At 72.0% G+C, this 17,024-nt stretch carries 13 protein-coding genes, 1 tRNA gene and 1 pseudogene; 5 read left to right on the top strand and 10 right to left on the bottom strand.

The genetic code is table 11. The features are described 5' to 3' along the window. Positions 1-156: 156 nt before the first annotated feature. The 3 genes from ABT092_RS00780 to aspS all read left to right on the top strand — a co-directional run bounded on the left by ABT092_RS00780 (position 157) and on the right by aspS (position 2,310). Complete coding sequence (locus ABT092_RS00780) at positions 157-291, top strand: hypothetical protein (RefSeq protein ID WP_351238239.1); 135 nt, start codon at positions 157-159, stop codon at positions 289-291. Further along, entirely contained in the window at positions 288-752 is a 465-nt protein-coding gene (locus ABT092_RS00775; RefSeq protein WP_351238237.1) for a hypothetical protein, read from the top strand. Before ABT092_RS00780 ends, ABT092_RS00775 begins: the two co-directional genes overlap by 4 nt. Before the next feature lie 241 nt (positions 753-993). Continuing rightward, positions 994-2,310: an aspartate--tRNA(Asn) ligase gene (aspS, locus tag ABT092_RS00770; protein WP_351238235.1), complete on the top strand. Its 1,317-nt coding sequence runs from the start codon at positions 994-996 to the stop codon at positions 2,308-2,310. Between the two features lie 63 nt (positions 2,311-2,373). Here the strand turns inward: aspS and ABT092_RS00765 are convergent, their stop codons facing one another. The 5 genes from ABT092_RS00765 to ABT092_RS00745 all read right to left on the bottom strand — a co-directional run bounded on the left by ABT092_RS00765 (position 2,374) and on the right by ABT092_RS00745 (position 6,193). Then, positions 2,374-3,057 (bottom strand): hypothetical protein, encoded by a 684-nt coding sequence (locus ABT092_RS00765; protein WP_351238233.1) that lies wholly within the window; start codon positions 3,055-3,057, stop codon positions 2,374-2,376. A 113-nt stretch (positions 3,058-3,170) separates the two neighbouring features. After that, positions 3,171-4,049: a radical SAM protein gene (locus tag ABT092_RS00760; RefSeq protein ID WP_351238231.1), complete on the bottom strand. Its 879-nt coding sequence runs from the start codon at positions 4,047-4,049 to the stop codon at positions 3,171-3,173. Further along, positions 4,046-5,347 carry a radical SAM protein gene (locus tag ABT092_RS00755; RefSeq protein ID WP_351238229.1) on the bottom strand — a complete coding sequence of 434 codons (1,302 nt, stop codon included), beginning with the start codon at positions 5,345-5,347 and terminating at the stop codon, positions 4,046-4,048. Before ABT092_RS00755 ends, ABT092_RS00760 begins: the two co-directional genes overlap by 4 nt. Before the next feature lie 4 nt (positions 5,348-5,351). Further along, positions 5,352-5,711 (bottom strand): hypothetical protein, encoded by a 360-nt coding sequence (locus ABT092_RS00750; RefSeq protein WP_351238227.1) that lies wholly within the window; start codon positions 5,709-5,711, stop codon positions 5,352-5,354. Positions 5,712-5,995: 284 nt separating this feature from the next. Beyond that, positions 5,996-6,193, bottom strand: a complete 198-nt coding sequence (locus ABT092_RS00745) for a hypothetical protein (RefSeq protein ID WP_351238225.1) — start codon at positions 6,191-6,193, stop codon at positions 5,996-5,998. Between the two features lie 448 nt (positions 6,194-6,641). On the opposite strand from ABT092_RS00745, the gene ABT092_RS00740 reads away from it, so the two are divergent. Continuing rightward, a complete protein-coding gene (locus tag ABT092_RS00740; RefSeq protein ID WP_502968360.1) occupies positions 6,642-7,964 on the top strand; it encodes an NsdA family TPR-like regulatory protein in 1,323 nt (440 codons plus the stop codon). 15 nt (positions 7,965-7,979) lie between these two features. Here the strand turns inward: ABT092_RS00740 and ABT092_RS00735 are convergent, their stop codons facing one another. Beyond that, positions 7,980-9,002, bottom strand: a complete 1,023-nt coding sequence (locus tag ABT092_RS00735; protein WP_351238221.1) for an NAD-dependent epimerase/dehydratase family protein — start codon at positions 9,000-9,002, stop codon at positions 7,980-7,982. Positions 9,003-9,199: 197 nt separating this feature from the next. Between ABT092_RS00735 and ABT092_RS00730 the strand changes: the two are divergent. Next, positions 9,200-10,093, top strand: a pseudogene (locus tag ABT092_RS00730) (site-specific integrase); the annotation flags it as partial. Positions 10,094-10,221: 128 nt separating this feature from the next. On the opposite strand, the gene ABT092_RS00725 reads toward ABT092_RS00730, so the two are convergent. From ABT092_RS00725 to tmk, 4 genes are all read right to left on the bottom strand, one after another. Continuing rightward, positions 10,222-10,295: transfer RNA gene (locus ABT092_RS00725), tRNA-Thr, on the bottom strand. Between the two features lie 73 nt (positions 10,296-10,368). Then, positions 10,369-12,060, bottom strand: a complete 1,692-nt coding sequence (locus tag ABT092_RS00720) for an alpha/beta hydrolase (RefSeq protein WP_351238219.1) — start codon at positions 12,058-12,060, stop codon at positions 10,369-10,371. A gap of 219 nt (positions 12,061-12,279) precedes the next feature. Continuing rightward, entirely contained in the window at positions 12,280-13,497 is a 1,218-nt protein-coding gene (locus ABT092_RS00715; RefSeq protein WP_351238217.1) for a DNA polymerase III subunit delta', read from the bottom strand. A 117-nt stretch (positions 13,498-13,614) separates the two neighbouring features. Next, the gene (tmk, locus tag ABT092_RS00710) at positions 13,615-16,929 is read right to left on the bottom strand and encodes a dTMP kinase (RefSeq protein WP_351238215.1); all 3,315 of its coding nucleotides are present in this window, start codon (positions 16,927-16,929) and stop codon (positions 13,615-13,617) included. Between the last annotated feature and the right edge of the window lie 95 nt (positions 16,930-17,024).

The following is a 17,024-nucleotide window of genomic DNA, read 5'->3' as shown; positions in this document are numbered from 1 at the left end:
GACACTGGGTCCACCCTGGTGCCACCCAGTCCGCTCACGCAGCGCTCACGCAGGAAGAGCGGTCCGGCGGCATAGACCGCAGGTCTCTGATGCTTCCAGAAGCGACCACCCGTACGAGTCATTGCACCAGGCCCGGCCCCGGGGTGAGCTGTCGCCATGCATCGCTGGTCTCCCCTGAATGAACGACAGCTCGCCCTGCTCGGCCGGCTCGCGAACGGCAAGGAGTCCGAGAAGCCCTGGGACCCGGCGAGTTCCGCACCGCCCACGCGCTGCGCGACCGAGGACTGGTGACGATCAAGCGCAGTGGGAGTGAGGTGGATGCCAAGGTCACCGAGGCAGGCACCTTCTACATCCAGCACGGCCAACACCCGGACGACCCCGCACACGCTGGGGAAAAGGAGACCGCCAAGGGGAAGGCGGCAGGCAGCACCCGCTCCGCGTCCTACGCCGACAGGCCAGTGGCACTCGCCCGTCGGACCAAGGCGAAGGAGCTCATCGGGCGACTCGTTACGGGCAGGCGGGTCACCTTCACCGAGCCCGACGACGCCACTGTGTCGGAGTGGCGAGGCGTGATCGACTACGCGAAGCGCCACAGCCTCGTCCCTGAGCACCTCGACCTATGGGCCCAGTACTGCTTGGCGGGTCCACCTGCGATCGTCGTCCGGCCAAGTCTTCGCCATCACCGTGATTGCGTTGCAGCGGCCCTGCCCGATACCTATCCTCGTGGGCAACGCGTAGACGGAGACGAGTAGCCAAGGATCACGCGAGCCGAGAGAGCCGCCGGTAGCTGGGAAGGCGGACTTGCGCCCGAGGTGAAGACCCTCCTGAGCGCGGGGAGGAACGGCCCCCGGCCCAATGCCCCGCCGGTTCGCCCCCGTCACAGGGCTGAATGAGGCCGCTACCCTCGGGTGGCGGCAAAAGTGCGGTGGTACCGCGAGTTCCCTTCTCGCCCGCACTCCCAAGGGATCATGACGACGCCCCTGGAGGGCTGCGATGATCCACACTACGAGCCGCGTTCTGACCTCTGACCTACGCGGCCACATCGACCAGACCGTCTCTGTCTCCGGCTGGGTGAACGCACTCCGGCTACAGCGCACGATGCAGTTCGTGATCCTGCGCGACCACTCCGGCATGGTCCAGGTAACCCACAAGCGGGACAGCGGCCCGCTGGAGGCCGTGCTCGAGTCCCTGACCCCGGAGTCCGCCGTGCGGATCACCGGCCGCGTCGTGGACGCCTCGCAGGCCAAGCTCGGTGGCCTGGAGCTCGTCCCCGAGGCGGTCGAGGTGCTGAACCGGGCCGAGACTCCGCTGCCGATCGACGGGCACACCGGGCCCGAGCACCGGCTGGACTGGCGCTTCCTCGACGTCCGCAAGCGCGAGACCGCGCAGCTGGTGTTTACCGTGCAGACGACCCTGGAACAGGGGCTGCGCGAGTACGCCATGAAGCACGGCTGCACCGAGATGCACACCCCGAAGCTGATGGGTACGGCCTCGGAGTCGGGGGCGGAGGTGTTCAAGCTCGGGTACTTCGACCGGTCCGCCTACCTCGCACAGTCTCCGCAGTTCTACAAGCAGATGGCGGTGGCAGCCGGCATCGACCGGGTCTTCGAGATCGGACCGGTCTTCCGGGCGGAGCCGTCGTTCACCTCCCGGCACGCGACCGAGTTCACCGGCGTGGACGTGGAGCTGTCGTGGATCGACGGCGTCGAGGACGTGATGGCCTTCGAGGAGCGGATGCTCGCCCACGCCATCGCCAAGGTGGCAGAGGTCCACGGGGAGCGGATCCGGGAGGTCTTCGGGGTCGAGGTCACCGTGCCGCAGACTCCGTTCCCGCGGATCACGATGGCCGAGGTGCAGGAGGTGCTGCGGGCCGGCGGGTGGGACCCGGAGGGGCTGAAGGAGGACCTGGACCCGGACGGTGAGCGCAGGATTGCCGCGCACATGAAGGAGCAGACGGGTCACGAGTTCGTGTTCATCACGCACTACCCGGCGAGTATCCGGCCCTTCTACCACATGCGCCCGGCGGACCGGCCGGACCTGACGCTCAGCTTCGACCTGCTCTGGAAGGGACTGGAGGTCACCACCGGGGCCCAGCGCGAGCACCGCTCCGACATCCTGCTGGAGCAGGCCGAGGACAAGGGCATGAGCACCGAGCCGATGCAGGACTACCTGAACATCTTCCGCTTCGGATGCCCGCCGCACGGCGGCCTCGGCGCCGGCCTGGGCCGGATCCTGATGGTGATGCTCGGACTGGACTCCATCCGCGAGGCGGCCTTCCTCTTCCGCGGACCGAACCGCCTCACCCCCTGAGCACGGCCGGACGTTCCGCTGCCCCCGCCGCCGCTCTGGCGGTGGGGGCAGCGGCAGGGGCGCTCAGTAGCGGGTGTGGCCCAGGTCGAGGCTCCACGCCTCGGCGGGGTTCTTGTCCCAGTGGGACCGGAGCGCCAGCTCACGCTCGGCGTAGCGGCCCTGGTGGCACAGGCCGCCATGGGACAAGGTGACGCTGAGGGCGAGCAGGGACTCCGTGGTGACCCAGTGCGGGGTCAGGGCGTGGCTCCACAGCTGGTCACCGGGGTGCATGGTCACGGACTGCCGGTCCGTCTCGTCGTGGGTCGGCGGTTCCTCGGCTGTGGTCTCACCGATGACGGCGGCTTCGGCCGACAGGTGCTTGTCGGGGTTGTGGTAGCTGTGGAAGGTCTTGACACCGTGGACCTGCCACACGAGGCCGTGAGAATTGTCGTTGTGGTACGTCGACGTGGCCCCCTGAGAGGACAGGAAGAGGACGGGCGCGCACCGCTGCCAGGTGAATCCCTGGGAGGCGAGGTACGTGCGCCAGGGGATCATGACCTGGTCCTGGAAGCCGTCCAGGAGTTCGCCGTAGAACCGGGAGAGGTTGAAGTGCACCAGGCGGAAGGGCCAGGTGGTGATCTCCTCGACCGGGGCCGTCCGGAAGGCTGCCGTGCGGTCCATGCGGACCTGCCAGCCCTGCTCCCCGAGGATCGTGAAGCGGACCTCCTCGTCCCGGCGGATGTGATCGAGGATGTCGATGGCAGGCATGAAGAGGTAGTCCAACGGGACCTGCAGGCGGAAGTTCGGCGGTTGCCTCCAGCAGGCAGTGAAGTTGCGCGGGTCGGTAACAGAGACCGGTGCGTGCACGATGACTCCCTGGCTCAGGCCGCCGCGCAGGCACGCGACGCGGGACGGCAGATGGCGGCGCATTCAGGTCCGACACGGTCCTTCGTCGGCGCTTCGAGGAAGCCCTTGATCTCGGCACGCGGGGCCTGGACGCTGACCCCGTCCGCGCCGTGGGGGCAACGCCGTATCTCGCCCTCGGCGGACATGTAGAGGGTCGCTGACCGGCAGGGATGGCGCTCGTCGTCGGACAGCTGCATCCGACGCAGATCATCGAGGTAGGACCGGTACGCGTTGGACAGACGGAAGCGCCCGGCAAGGGTCGCCGTGTCAGCCTCTCTGAGCTTCACAGAGTCCTGGAGCGATGCGCCGGCCCTGACCAAGCCCTGCTCGTTCAGGAGTACGGGGCTGAGCTGGACCTCAATGCCTGTCCCGGCGACGAGGCCGGCGATCTGCGCCGCCTCTTCCTCCGCCACGTCCGAATAGGTCAAGTGGAGGACCTTCGCGGGAACGTCCACGGCCAGCAGCGTCGCAACGGCGGAGGCCACGGTCCGGGTCGTCCGGCCAAGGGCCATCGCGCCTTCGGAATCGGCTGAGACTGTGACGTTGGTAAGAAGGTGCTCGACCTCCGCGAGGGCGGTGACCTCGGCCTCGGTGCGGGCCGAGGTCACCATGGACACCGCCATGCCGAACTGGTGGGCCAGCCGGACGAGCCGCCGGAGGTCCGGATGGTGCGTCGGCTCGCCTCCGGTCAGGCACACGCCCTCCACTCCGGCCTCCTTCAACCGTGACAGGGCGCGGCTGTACGTGCCGATGGTGAGAAAGCCGTGGGCGCGGTCGGCGCGGAAGCAGAAGCCGCAGGCGACCTTGCAGTGGCCGGCCGTCGAGACCAGCGCGGTGCGGGCGGGCGGGCTCATTGCACCCCCGTGTTGTCCCAGACCGCGATGGCCACGGTGCTGGTGTAGAAGGCGCACATCTGCGGGTCCGGGGTGTCGCCGCCGATGAGGGCCTGTTCGTTTCGGGACGGTCCGCCGCAGATGGCCAGGGCCGGGCAGTCGCCGCAGGCGGGGATCGGGGCGACCTTCTTGGCGGCGGCGGCCAGCAGGCCGGGGTTTTGTCGGAGCTCGTCGACGGTGTGGAGGAACGAGGGCTCGGTGAAGTTGATGTCGCAGACGCTGACCCGGTTGCCGGGCAGGAGGGCGGCGTTCAGGCTGCGGTCGCCCTGCATGTGGTCGAACAGCATCGGCCGGCGGGTGTCGAGGGCCTGGAAGGCGCGGTCGAGGACGGAGAAGAGCATCCCGCCCTTGCCGAGCGCGGTCAGGCGGGCCTCGTACAGCTCGCGGGCCAGGTCCGCGCCGTTGACGCGCCACTCACCCCCCGTGGGGATGGGGGTGTTGACGTAGATGAACTTCAGGCCGAGGTCTTCGATGATCCACCGCACGGTCTCGGCCAGACGCCCGATGTTCGATGCCGTGGGGGTGAGGTTGCATCCGACGTGCAGGCCCTTGACTTCGACCAGGCGGCCGACGTTGCGACGGATCCGGTCATCGGCGGGCTGGCCTCCGAGGAGCAGCCGGTTGGCAGAGTTGATTCCGGGCGGGCCGTCGACGGAGATCCCTACCCCGTACTCGCGCTGCACGAAGCGGTCGATGGTCTCGTCCGTCAGGCGGGCACCGTTGGTGACAACCGTCCGGCGGACCCGGTCGACGTCGTAGCGGGCGGCGAGGGTGTCTGCGAGCTCGTCGCCGTACTTCATGAGGTCGAAGCGGATGGTCGGTTCGCCGCCGAACCACTGGATGGACACCTCCTCCTGGCCGGCATTCTGCTCGAACAGGAACTCCAGGCCGGTGGCGAGCTCCTCCTCGGTCATGTCGGCCTTGCCGGTGTTGGTGTCGACGAAGCAGTACGTACAGGCCATGTTGCAGCGGTCGGTGAGGACCACCCGGAGCCCGCTGATCCGTTGCGGTGTCGAGTTGAATCCGAGGGCGTTGAGGCGGTTGTGGAGTGCTTCACGGCGGTCGGCGGTGGGGCCGTCCTGGGTGAAGCCGAGCCCGGCGAGGGCTTCATGGGTCGCGGTCGGGGAGACTCCGGCGAGGTCAGCGACCTCGTCGCAGTCGAGAAGCACACTTTCCAGGGTGACCGGGTCGAGGAGGACAGCCTCCCCGGCCCGGTCGTACTGGAAGTACTTCCCCCACAGCAGCAGGGGAGCGGCCACTGGATCAGGCCGCCGCTTCCTCTTCGGCAATGCCCAGCTCGGCCATCACGGCGCGGACCTGCTCCTCGGCGCCGGCCTGGAGCTGGGCAGAGGCCGCGGGGCTGCCGCCGTCGGAGAGGACGATGACGCCGGGCAGCGTCGGGTTCGGCACGATGACCGTGAGGCCGGCGGGCTCGGTGCTGATGACCATGATCGCGTCGTTCAGCTCGACCCAGTCGGTGCGGTCCTTGAGCGCGTCGAGGATGCGCCCCTGCTTCTCGCGGAAGGATGCGCGCTCGCCCATCCACACACCCGCCTTGGACTTGGAGTCCACGACGTCCGCATAGATCAGGTGGTTCTGCTTCTCTTTCCTGAGTGTCGGCATGCCGATCTCCTTGATGGGAGGGTGACTGCCCGGGTTGGGCAGCTCTGATCCGCTCTGCTGGCCGCCGGTCGGATTGCCGTATGGCACTCCGACCGGTTTGGTCCACGGCGCCCAAGGGCGCCGATTCCCGTGCGTCGTCGACCGGTTGGCCGGCAACGGGCAGGAAGTCTGCTCAGCTCCGGGTGTCGCTGGCCCGCGCCGGCTGGGCAATGGTCACCGAGTGTCCGCGGTCGCGTTCGAGGCGAGCGGGCGCAGGGGCTGTGGAGTGAGCCGGGGTCCGCCGTTCATTCACGGCCCGAGTCGCCCATCGGGCGCATGCGTGCCACCTTCTTGACCACCTTGCCGGTGATCTTCGAGGTGTAGATCCGGACGGCGCCGACGGTTCCTCGCCGTCCGCTGGACGGCTGTGCGACCTCCCGACCGAGGAGCTGGTGACCAGGGTCGTCCGCCACCCAGATGCTCGTGTCGGCGGTCGTAGTCACTGGGCACCCCCGAGGCCAAGGAAGGCGTCGAACTGGGCGGAGCTCCAGGTGGCGGGATCACCGTGCTCGGTCCGGAATGCCTCCGCCGCCCGCGGCGAGCGGCGCCTCTCCAACGACGGGGCCGCGTCCGACTCCGCGTACGGGGCTACGGCTGCCTCGTACTGCAGGTTGGTCGCGCCGGGGGTTCGTCGGGGAAGCCGGGGGCTGCTCACGGTCCGTTCCCTTCGCTGGGCTCTTTGGGGTGGCGTAAGCGTCGCTCCGGTGCGGGTGTCACGGCCATGACGCGGCGGACGTCATCTGGTGCCCACTTGGGCGTGTGGGATGTCATGGAGGTGGCATCGACATGTCATGTGTGCGGATTCCGTTGCAGATCAGGCCTGTTGGCCGGTACTCAACGGAGAGGGACGGGGCGATGCGGCCCGTCGCCTGACTGGTGAGGGAGCGATCGATGCACGATCCGGCCACACTGTTACGGGTATTAGTCCAGCAACGACGCTGGCGGTACCGCGACTTCGCTACCGCCTTCGCGCGAGCCGCCTCGCAGACCGGCCTACCGAGTCTGTCGGTATCGGAGGCGCAGTTCCGGCGGTGGACATCGGGCCGGATCAAAACCCTGCCGGGACCGGACACGTGCCGGGTGCTTGAGCGCCTGTTCGAGGTGGAGATCGTGGCGCTCTTCGGTCCTCCGTCTGCTCCGTCCCCGACGACGTCGGGGACTCCTGCTGTGTACGACCTCGAAAGTGACATTGCCATGACCGCACGTGACGCCGCAGATGAGGCGGGTGCTGCCGCCGCGCAGTGCGTATCAGACACCACCATCGACCAACTTCGTGACGATGCCCTTGCCCTCGCCCGCTCCTATGGGGCGGTGAGCGCGTTCGACATCTTCCGGCGGGCCAGGGTGCTTCGCACGGAGGCGGAGCACCAGCGGGGGCTGACACAGGTGCCCGCCCAACAGCAGGACCTGCTGATCGTGGCCGGGCAGGCGTGCGCGCTGCTGTCGACCGCCGCATTCGACCTCGGCTCCCTGGACGACTCGGCTCGCCTTGCCCGGTCGGCGGCCCTGTACGGAGAGATGGCCCGGTTCGATCCGCTGCGCGCCTACGCGACCGGGTCCTTGGCGATCTGCGGCTACTTCACGGGGCGCCCGTCGGAGGCGGTACGGCAGGCCCGGACGGCACTGACCTACGCAGGCTTGGGGGACACGGCTCGCCGTCGGCTGCTGTCCATCGAGGCCCGCGCCCACGGACACCTCGGAGACCACGAGCGGGCGACCCGGGCGCTCGTCGCATCGACCCGCCAGGATCGCGGGGAGCGCGACGAGCTGCACGACGGCGTGGGCGGCGAGTTCGCGTTCAGCGAGGAGCGGCTGTTGATGTCCAACGGCACGACGGCCCTGCTCGTCGGTGACGGGGCAGGTGCCGAGGCCACCGCGCAGCGGGCGCTGGATCTTGTCTCGTCCCGGCCGCCGGCCCGGCAGTCGGTGTCGGTGCGCGGGAAAGCCGCGGCCGACCTCGCCGCCGCGCAGCTCCTGCGGGGCGACCTGGACGCGGCGACCGTGACGTTGGAGACGGTCTGGGCGATTCCCGAGGACCAACGCGTGGCGGGACTGCTGGAACGCACCGGGACCTTGAGGCGGGCGCTGACCGCCCCCGCGTTCAGGGGGGCGGGCGCGGCGATCACGCTGGGCGAGCGGATCGAGGAGTTCGGCCGCCGCTCAGCGCCGAGGCAGTTGGGTACTGGGCGAGGACTGCTCGCCATCGATTCCTGATCCGCTCGCCCCGTCTTACGCGTGGCCGAGGCCAGCGAGGATCCGGGCTTCCTTGTCCGGGTCCACGCCGTGTTCGGCCCACCTGGGGTGTTCGACCGGTCGTCCGTCCGCCTGCATCCACGCCCAGGTGTCGGCGATGGTGTCCGCGAGCGGACGGCATCGAAGCCCGGCCGCTGCGGCACGGGAGGCGTCGACGGACCACACGCCGGCATGGGTACGCCACAGCGGAAGCTCCGTCCACTGCTTGACGGCGTGCGCTGTGAGGGTCGCCGCGTCAGTCCACACCGGACGGCCGACGCCGCCCGTGATCGCGAGGCATGCGCTGATGAAGTCCGCCCAGCTGATGCCCTCGGGGTGGGCGATGTTGAAGGCCCGCCCTGGGGTACCAGCCACAGCCTGATCGACGGCGAAGGCGGCGACGTCGCGCACGTCGACGGGCTGGATGCGCTGCTCGCCCGGAGCCGGCACAACGATCGGGCCGCCGCGATGGGCCCTGGTGAGCCACCACGGGAGTCGGCCGACGTACTCGCCGGGGCCCAGGATCACCCCCGGCCGTACGAACACCGAGTCGTCCCCGAACACGGTCCGCACCGCAGCCTCTCCGCCGGCCTTCTGGAATCCGTACTTCGTCGGGCTGCCGTCGGGGCCGGTGTGACCGAACGACTCATCGGCGTCCGGTGGGCACTCCAGCAGCGGGGAATCCTCAGTGAGCGGGTGGTGGGGCCAGCCCTGGTACACGGACACCGTGGAGACGTGCACCCACCGGGCGGCAACCGGGCGCAGGGCCTCGGTGGCGAGGAGTACATCACGAGGCGAGAACTCGCTGCTGGAGGTGTCGATGACGGCATCCCACGGCCCTTGGCTGGCCAGCCACTTCACATCGTCGGGGTCAGTCCGGTCCCCGCGGACCGTGTCGGCGCCCTCTACCGCCCCGGACCGGCCGCGGTTGAAGGCTGTCACCTCCCAGCCCCGTCGCAGAGCTTCGTCGACAATCGCGCGGCCGAGGAACCAGGTGCCGCCCATCACCAAAATCCGCATGGGGTCGACCCTGGCACGAAGCACTGGGCGGGCACCATCCCGGCCCTGGTCGAGGCTGGCGGGATCTGGACAGTACGCGAGCCCAGTAGCGCTGCGCCGTATAGATCACACGGCGATATTCCGGATCCGCGAGGGATCGCTGTTGCTACCGTCGCTCTGGAATCCCCATCCCACTCGCTGGATAAGAAGGATCCCCTCGCCAGCATGTGAAGGCCACGCTCCGCGCGTCCCTCAACGACGCGATCGGGCGGCAGATCATCACGTTCAACCCGGCGGCCCACGTCGAGATCGACCCGGCGTGCAAGCCGAAGGCGTTCGTGTGGACGGACGAGCGGATCGCCAAGTAGGAGCGGACCGGCGAGAAGCCGTCCCCCGTGATGGTCTGGCCCCCGGAACAGACCGGCGCCTTCCTCGACTTCATCGCCGAAGATCGTTTGTACGCGAAGTGGCACCTGATCGCCTTCCCGTGGTCTGCGGCGAGGTGAGGCGTGCGGACAGCCGTGGTCGGAGACCAACCTCGACCGGCACTCCCTCACGGTCACCGGCCAGCTCGTTCAGGACGGCTGGGAGGTCGAGGCGTCCGAGCGAAGACGGACAGCGGCTTCCGCGTCGTGGCCCTGGACGACGACACGGCCCACGTCCTGAAGCGGCACCGCGAGCAGCAGGAGGCCGACCGCGTGGAGTGGGGCTCGGTCTGGGTGAACACCGGACTCGTCTTCAGGACGGCCCCTGGCTCCACCCCGGCAAGGTCACCGACCTCTTCGAGCGCCTCGTCGCCACCTCCGGCCTCCCGCCGATCCGGCTGCACGACCTCCGGCACGGGGCGGCGATGCCCATGCTCGCCGCCGGCATCGACGTCAAGATCGTGTCGGACATGCTCGGCCACAGTGACACCCGGATCACGCGCGACATCTAACCAGAGCGTGCTCCCCCACGTCGGCAGCGCCGCCGAGGCCACCGCCAAGCTGGTCCCGCTTCAGCGGAAGGCCGCGGCGGCGGAGGCCCGCAAGGCTGCCAAGAGGGCGTCGTCCAAGGCGAAAGCCGAGGACAGGGCCAAGAAGAAGGGCAAGCGGAAGAAGTCTAAGAAGTAGGGCGCCGGACCGCTCCGCTCACGCACCGCTCACGCAAGCCATCTCGCGGCAGCCCGGCCGTGTGACGCGTCATGCCCCAAAAAACGAAAAACCCCAGGTCACGGCGAGTGAGTCCTGGGGTGCTTCAGAGCCGCCTTCGGGATTCGAACCCGAGACCTACGCATTACGAGTGCGTTGCTCTGGCCATCTGAGCTAAGGCGGCTGGTGTGTGCACCCAGCATGGGGTGCGCGACGGGGGCAAGTCTACACAGTTTCGGGAGGGGCTCCGACCACCGTCAGGGGCGGGCGGTAGGGGGCTGGGAACAGCGCTTGCCGGCCTCGGGCGGGGTGCCGGTGAGCAGGTAGCGGTTGACCGCCCGGTCGATGCAGGCGGAGCCGCGGCCGTAGGCGGTGTGGCCGTCGCCGTCGTAGGTCAGGAGGGTGCCGGAGTCGAGTTGGTCGGCGAGGGAGCGGGCCCAGCGGTAGGGGGTGGCCGGGTCACGGGTGGTGCCGATGACGAGGATCGGGGCGGCGCCCCGGGCCTCGATGCGGTGGGGGGAGCCGGTCGCGGGGACGGGCCAGTGGGCGCAGTTCAGCGAGGACCAGGCCAGGCCGCGGCCGAAGACGGGGGAGGCGCGTTCGAAGGCGGGCAGGGCCTCGACGACCTCGTCCGGCGAGGTGAAGGCGGCGGGGAGGTCGAGGCAGTTGACCGCGGCGTTGGCGAACATGAGGTTGCCGTAGCCGCCGTCGGGGGCGCGCTCGTAGTAGGCGTCCGCGAGGGCGAGCAGTGCGCTGCCGTCGCGCTCGGTCATCGCGGCGGTCAGGGCGGTGCGCAGCCGGGGCCAGGCGCCCTCGTCGTACATGGCCGCGATCACCGCCGTGGTGGCCAGGGACTCGCCGAGGTCGCGGTCCTGGTCGGAGGTGGTGAGGGGGGTGCGGTCGAGTTGCCGGAAGAAGTCCTGGAGCCGGGGGCCGGCCTGTTGCGGCTCGTGGCCCAGGGGGCAGGTGGAGCGGGCGGTGCAGTCGCGGGCGAAGGCGGCGAAGGCGGTCTCGAAGCCGGCCGTCTGGTCCTCGTTGACGCGTTGCGAGGGGAGGGACGGGTCGAGTGCGCCGTCCAGCACCAGTCGGCCCGCGCGGCGGGGGAAGAGCCCGGCGTACGTGGCGCCGAGGAAGGTGCCGTACGAGGCGCCCACGTAGCTGAGCTTCCGATCGCCGAGGGCGGCCCGCAGGAGGTCCATGTCGCGGGCCGCCTCCACCGTCGAGACGTGCGGCAGCACCCGGGCGGAGCGGTCCTGGCAGCCCTGGCCGAACTCGCGGAGCGCGGTGACGAGGGCCTGGCGTTCCCGCTGGTCGTCGGGGGTCACGTCGACCTGCACATGGGCGTCCATGCGGGCCCCGTCGAGGCAGCGGACGGGTTCGCTGCCGGCCACCCCGCGGGGGTCGACGGCCACCATGTCGTAGCGCGCCCGGACCTCGTCGGGGTAGCCCTCGCCCGCGTGGGCCTTGAGGTAGCCGACCGCCGAGCCGCCGGGGCCGCCCGGGTTGACCAGCAGGGAGCCCAGGCGCCCGCCGGGGCCGGTGGCCTCCTTGCGGGCCACCGCGAGCTTGATCTCACCGGCGCCGGGGCGGGCGTAGTCCAGGGGGGCGAGCAGGATGGCGCACTGGAAGCCGGCGGGGGCGCAGTCGCGCCAGTCGAGTTCCTGGTCGTAGTACGCGGTCAGGGTGCCGGGGGCACCGGCCGGGCGGGCGTCCGTGAGGGACGCCTCGGTGCCGGAGCCGTGCACCGCGCAGCCGGGGAGCAGCAGGGCCAGCGCGGCGAGCACGGGCAGCAGGGTGCCCGCCGCGCGGCGGCCGCGGGGGCGTCGGCCGCGGACGGGCGGACGTCCGGGGGACGGGCGGCGGGGCGGGGAACCGCAGGCCCGCCCGGCGGGGGACGGGGGTCGGTTCCCGACGGGGTGGCTCGGACCGCTGCGGAGGGTGGCGCGCATCCATCGACATTACTGTGTGCCACCGTGCGGTCACTCGAAGATCTCGGGGTGATCGGCTCGTACGAGTGAATGTCGAGGTCCGGGCCCGTGGTGCGGACCCTTGCGGGGCGGGCGTGCTGGGCGGGGCGACGTCAACCACACGGCGTCAACCACGGGGCGTCAACCACGGGGCGTCAGCAGGCGGCGGCCAAGGGGGCCGCGGGGGGGGGCCGTGGGTGCTCAGCCGGCCCGCAGGGCCATCGTCATCGCCTCGACGGCGAGCAGGGGGGCGACGTTGCGGTCCAGGGCGTCCCGGCAGGCGGCGATGGCGTCGATCCGGCGGAGCGTGGATTCCGGGCCGCCCTCCCGGGCCAGCCGTTCCAGGGTGTCCTCCGCCCCGGCGTTGGCGAGGGCGAGTCGGGTGCCGAGTTGGAGGGCGAGCACATCGCGGTAGAAGCCGGTCAGTTCGGTGAGGGCGAGGTCGAGGCTGTCCCGCTGGGTGCGGGTCCGGCGGCGCTTCTGCCGGTCCTCCAGCTCCTTCATCACGCCCGCCGTGCCGCGGGGCATCCGGCCGCCCTGGGCCGCGCCGAGAGCTGTCTTCAGCTCCTCGGTCTCCTTGGCGTCGAGTTCCTCGGACATCTCCTTGGCGTCCTCGGCCGCCGCGTCGATCAGTTCCTGGGCGGCGCGCAGGCAGCCGCCGACGTCCGCCACCCGCAGCGGCAGCTTCAGGACGGCGGCCCGCCGTTCGCGGGCGCGCGGGTCGGTGGCGAGGCGGCGGGCGCGGCCGATGTGGCCCTGGGTGGCCCGGGCTGCGGTCCGGGCGGCGTCCGGTTCGATGCCGTCGCGGCGCACCAGGACGTCGGCGACGGCGTCCACCGAGGGGGTGCGCAGGGTGAGGTGGCGGCAGCGGGAGCGGATGGTCGGGAGCACGTCCTCCAGGGAGGGTGCGCACAGCAGCCAGACCGTGCGGGGAGCGGGCTCCTCCACGGCCTTCAGCAGGACGTTCGCGGCGCCTTCGGTGAGCCGGTCGGCGTCCTCCAGGACGATCACCTGCCAGCGTCCGACCGCCGGGGAGAGCTGGGCGCGGCGGACCAGGTCGCGGGTCTCCTTCACGCCGATCGACAGCAGGTCGGTGCGGACCACCTCGACGTCGGCGTGGGTGCCGATCAGGCTGGTGTGGCAGCCGTCGCAGAAGCCGCAGCCGGGGGCGCCGCCGAGCGCGCGGTCCGGGCTGACGCACTGGAGGGCGGCGGCGAAGGCCCGGGCGGCGGTGGCCCGGCCGGAGCCGGGGGGGCCGGTGAACAGCCAGGCGTGGGTCATCCGGGAGCCCTCGGGGGCGGCCGGTTCGGTGCCCTCCCCCGTCCGGGCCGCGGTGACGAGCGCGTCGGCGTCCCGGGCGGCGGCGGCGAGTTGCCCGCTCACCCGTTCCTGGCCCACCAAGTCGTCCCATACGGTCATGGGCTGCCGCCTTACCTTCGTTCCGTCCGTGCGCCGCGGACCGCGGCGCACGCGTGGCCGGGCCGTCCCACCGTCCATTCTGGACGACGCCGCCGACAGTCCGGACCGGGGCGCGGGTCAGCGGCGACGCTTCGGCCCGCCCCAGCCGTCCCGGGGGTCGGAGTCGTCGTGGTGCGGACCGAGGAGTTCGTCCGCGAGGCTGGGCAGGTCGTCCAGCGGGGTCTCCTCCGCCCAGTCGGACGGGGGACGCCGGGGCACGCCCCGTTCGTCGAGCTGGGGCAGTTCCGCGGTGCGGTCGTTGGGCCCGAGCACTCCGCTGCGCGGGCGGCGGGAGCCGCCGGCGGCGGGCTCGTCGCGGAAGTAGCCGGGCGGCACCCGGTCGGTCGGGGCGTCGGCGGCGCGGTCCCCGGGCACCTGGGGCAGCACTGCGGTCTCGTCCTCCGGCCCGGTGGGGCGGAAGCGGGGCAGGGTGGCCGTGTCGTCCTCGGCTCCGGCGGGGGTGCGGCGGGGCGGGTCGGCGACGACCGGGGTCTGCACGGTCTCGTCGTCCGGCAGGCTGGTCGACCGGGCGCCCTTGGTCGGTTGTGTGCGGTTCGGTGCCGCTTCCTTCTTCTTCAGGTCGGCCTTGGAGCGGTTCCGGGCCGCTTCGGCCAACGCCTCGGCCTCGGCTTCCGCCTTGGCCTTGGCTGCGGCGCGGGCCCGGGCGGCCTTCGCCTGCCGGGCCTCCTCCGCCCGGCGCGCCTCTTCGGCCTCGCGGGCCTCTTCCGCCCGGCGGGCCTCCTCGGCCTGCCTGGCCTCTTCGGCCTCGCGGGCCTCCTCGGCGCGGCGCGCCTCCTCCGCGGCCTCCGCGGCCCGCCGGGCTTCCTCGGCCTTCAACAGGGCCTCCTCGGCCTTGCGCTGGCGTTCCCGGCGGCGTGCCTCGGCCTCGGCCTTGAGGCGGGCCTCCTCCTCGGCCTCGCGCTTCAGCCGCTCCTCCTCCGCCTTGCGGGCGGCCTCCTCCGCCAGGCGCTTGCGCTCGGCCTCCTCCGCGGCCCGGCGGGCCTCCTCCTCGCGGCGGCGGGCCTCCTCGGCCCGCCGGCGGGCCTCCTCGGCCTGGCGTTCGGCCTCGCGGCGCTGGGCCTCCTCCAGCTCGCGCCGCTTGCGCTCCTCCTCCTCGGCGCGCAGCTTGGCGAGTTGTTCCTGGCGCTCGCGTTCCAGCCGCTCCTCCTCGGCCTTGCGGGCGGCCTCCTCTTCGAGGCGCTTGCGCTCGGCCTCCTCGGCGGCCCGGCGGGCCTCCTCCTGCGCCTTGACCTCGGCTTCGGAGAGCGGCAGCAGGACGTCGAGGCGGTTGCGGACGACGGTGGTGACGGCCTCGGGCTCCTGGCCGGCGTCGACGACCAGGTAGCGGCCGGGCGCGGCGGCGGCGAGGGCGAGGAAGCCGGAGCGGACCCGCTCGTGGAACTCGACGGGTTCCGACTCCAGCCGGTCGGGGGCCTCGGTGAACCGTTCGCGGGCGGCCCGCGGGTCGACGTCGAGGAGGACCGTGAGGTGCGGGACCAGCCCGTCGGTGGCCCAGCGGGAGATCCGGGCGACCTCGGTGGGCGACAGGTCACGGCCGGCGCCCTGGTAGGCGACGGAGGAGTCGATGTACCGGTCGGAGATCACCACGGCGCCGCGGGACAGGGCGGGGCGGACCACGGTGTCGACGTGCTCGGCGCGGTCGGCCGCGTACAGCAGGGCCTCGGCGCGGTGCGAGAGGCCGGCGTCGGAGACGTCCAGCAGGATCGAGCGCAGCCGCTTGCCGACCGGGGTGGCGCCCGGTTCGCGGGTGACGACGACCTCGTGGCCCTTGCCGCGGATCCACTCGGCGAGCGCCTCGGCCTGGGTGGACTTGCCGGCGCCGTCGCCGCCCTCCAGGGCGATGAAGAAGCCGGTGTCCGCCGGGGCCTGGGCCGGGTCGGAGCCGCGCAGCGCGTCCCGCAGGTCCTGGCGGAGCGGGACGCCGGAGCGGTCGTCGGCGCGGGCGAGGACGAGGGCGGCGACGGGCAGCAGCAGCGCGCCGACCAGCATCAGCGTGAAGGCGGCGCCGCCGTGGTCGAAGACGAACTTGCCGTTGGCCAGGCGGTGCGGCCCGATCAGCCCGGCGAGCACCGGGGCGAGCACCGCGCCCAGGGCGGTGAACACGCGCACCACGGCGTGCAGGTGCTCGGTGGTGCGGGCGCGGCGGTACTCCTCGGTCTCCAGGTCGAGGAGGGCGTGCCCGGTGTGCGCGGCGACGCCCGCGCCGGTGCCGGCGAGGGTCAGGATCAGCAGGACCGTGGTGACGTCCGGGACGAGTCCGGCCGCGAGCAGGGCGATGCCGGTGGTGGCGATGGCCAGGGCGAAGAGCCGGCGCCGGGAGAGCAGGGGCAGCACGGCGGGGCCGAGGCGGATGCCGAGGACGGTGCCGCCGGTCAGGGCGAGCACCTGGAGCCCGTAGAGGACGGGCCCGCCGCCGAGGTCGGCGGCGAGCAGGGCGGCGACCGCGACGGCGACGGAGATCGCGGCGGCGACCGCGGCGCAGGCGAGGACGAGCAGGGTGAGGGCGCCGGTGCGGCCCTTGTCGGGACCGGTGCCGGTGCGCGGGGGCCGCAGGCCCTCCAGCGGGGAGCGGGCCCGGGGGGTCGGCGTCGCGGGCAGGGCGAGGAACCACAGGACGGACAGCGAGGCCGCGAAGAGCCCGGCGGCGGCGTAGCCGGCGAGCGCCGCCTGGTGGGCGCCGAACCAGTCGATGCCGGTGCCGAGCAGGTTGCCGAGCAGGGTGACGGCGACGAGCAGCGCGGCGGCCAGCGGGAGGGAGACGAAGCCGGTGCGCAGGAACAGGGCGCGCAGCGTTCCCAGGTGGTCGGGGAGCGGGCGGACCGCCGTCCCCTCGGCCGGGGGCGCGGGCAGCAGTGCGGGGGCGGCGCTCTCCCGGCAGACCGTCCAGAAGCGTTCGGCGACGCCGAGGACGAAGGCGGTGACCAGCAGCAGCGTCAGGGCGCTGCCGGGGGTCCAGTCCAGCCACAGCGGAGCCAGGATCAGCAGGACCGCGCGCAGGCCATCGGCGGTGATCATGGTCCAGCGGCGGTCGAGGTAGCCACCGGGCGAGGTGAGCGAGGTGAGCGGGCCGAGCAGAACCGCGCCGGTCAGCAGGGTGGCGAGGGCGCGGGCGCCGAGGACGGCGGCGACGGCGAGCGCGGCGCCCCGGTACTCCCCGCCGAAGGCGGCTTCGGAGAGGGCCGCCCGCAGGGTCAGCAGCACCAGGACCAGCAGGGCGAGGGCGTCCGCGACCCCGGAGACCAGTTGGGCCCCCCAGAGGCGTTTGAGCGGGCCGTTGCGCAGCAGGCCGCGGATCGCACGCTCTCGGGAATCGGCGACCAGGGCGGTGTCGGGGGCCGGTTTCCCGGCCGTTGGCTGCTCGGCTCGCGTCATCCTGACAGCCTATCCGCCCGTGCGGACACCGGACGGCGCACCGGCACGGACCGGGGTGGATCGCTCGTGCGTGCGGGCTGCGCAGGCCCGGGACC

This window comes from Streptomyces sp. NPDC002490, assembly GCF_040296045.1.
In the GTDB taxonomy this organism is placed as follows: Bacteria; Actinomycetota; Actinomycetes; order Streptomycetales; family Streptomycetaceae; genus Streptomyces.
Note: the sequence above shows the minus strand (reverse complement) of the source record. Positions and strands in the feature narration are given on the sequence as shown.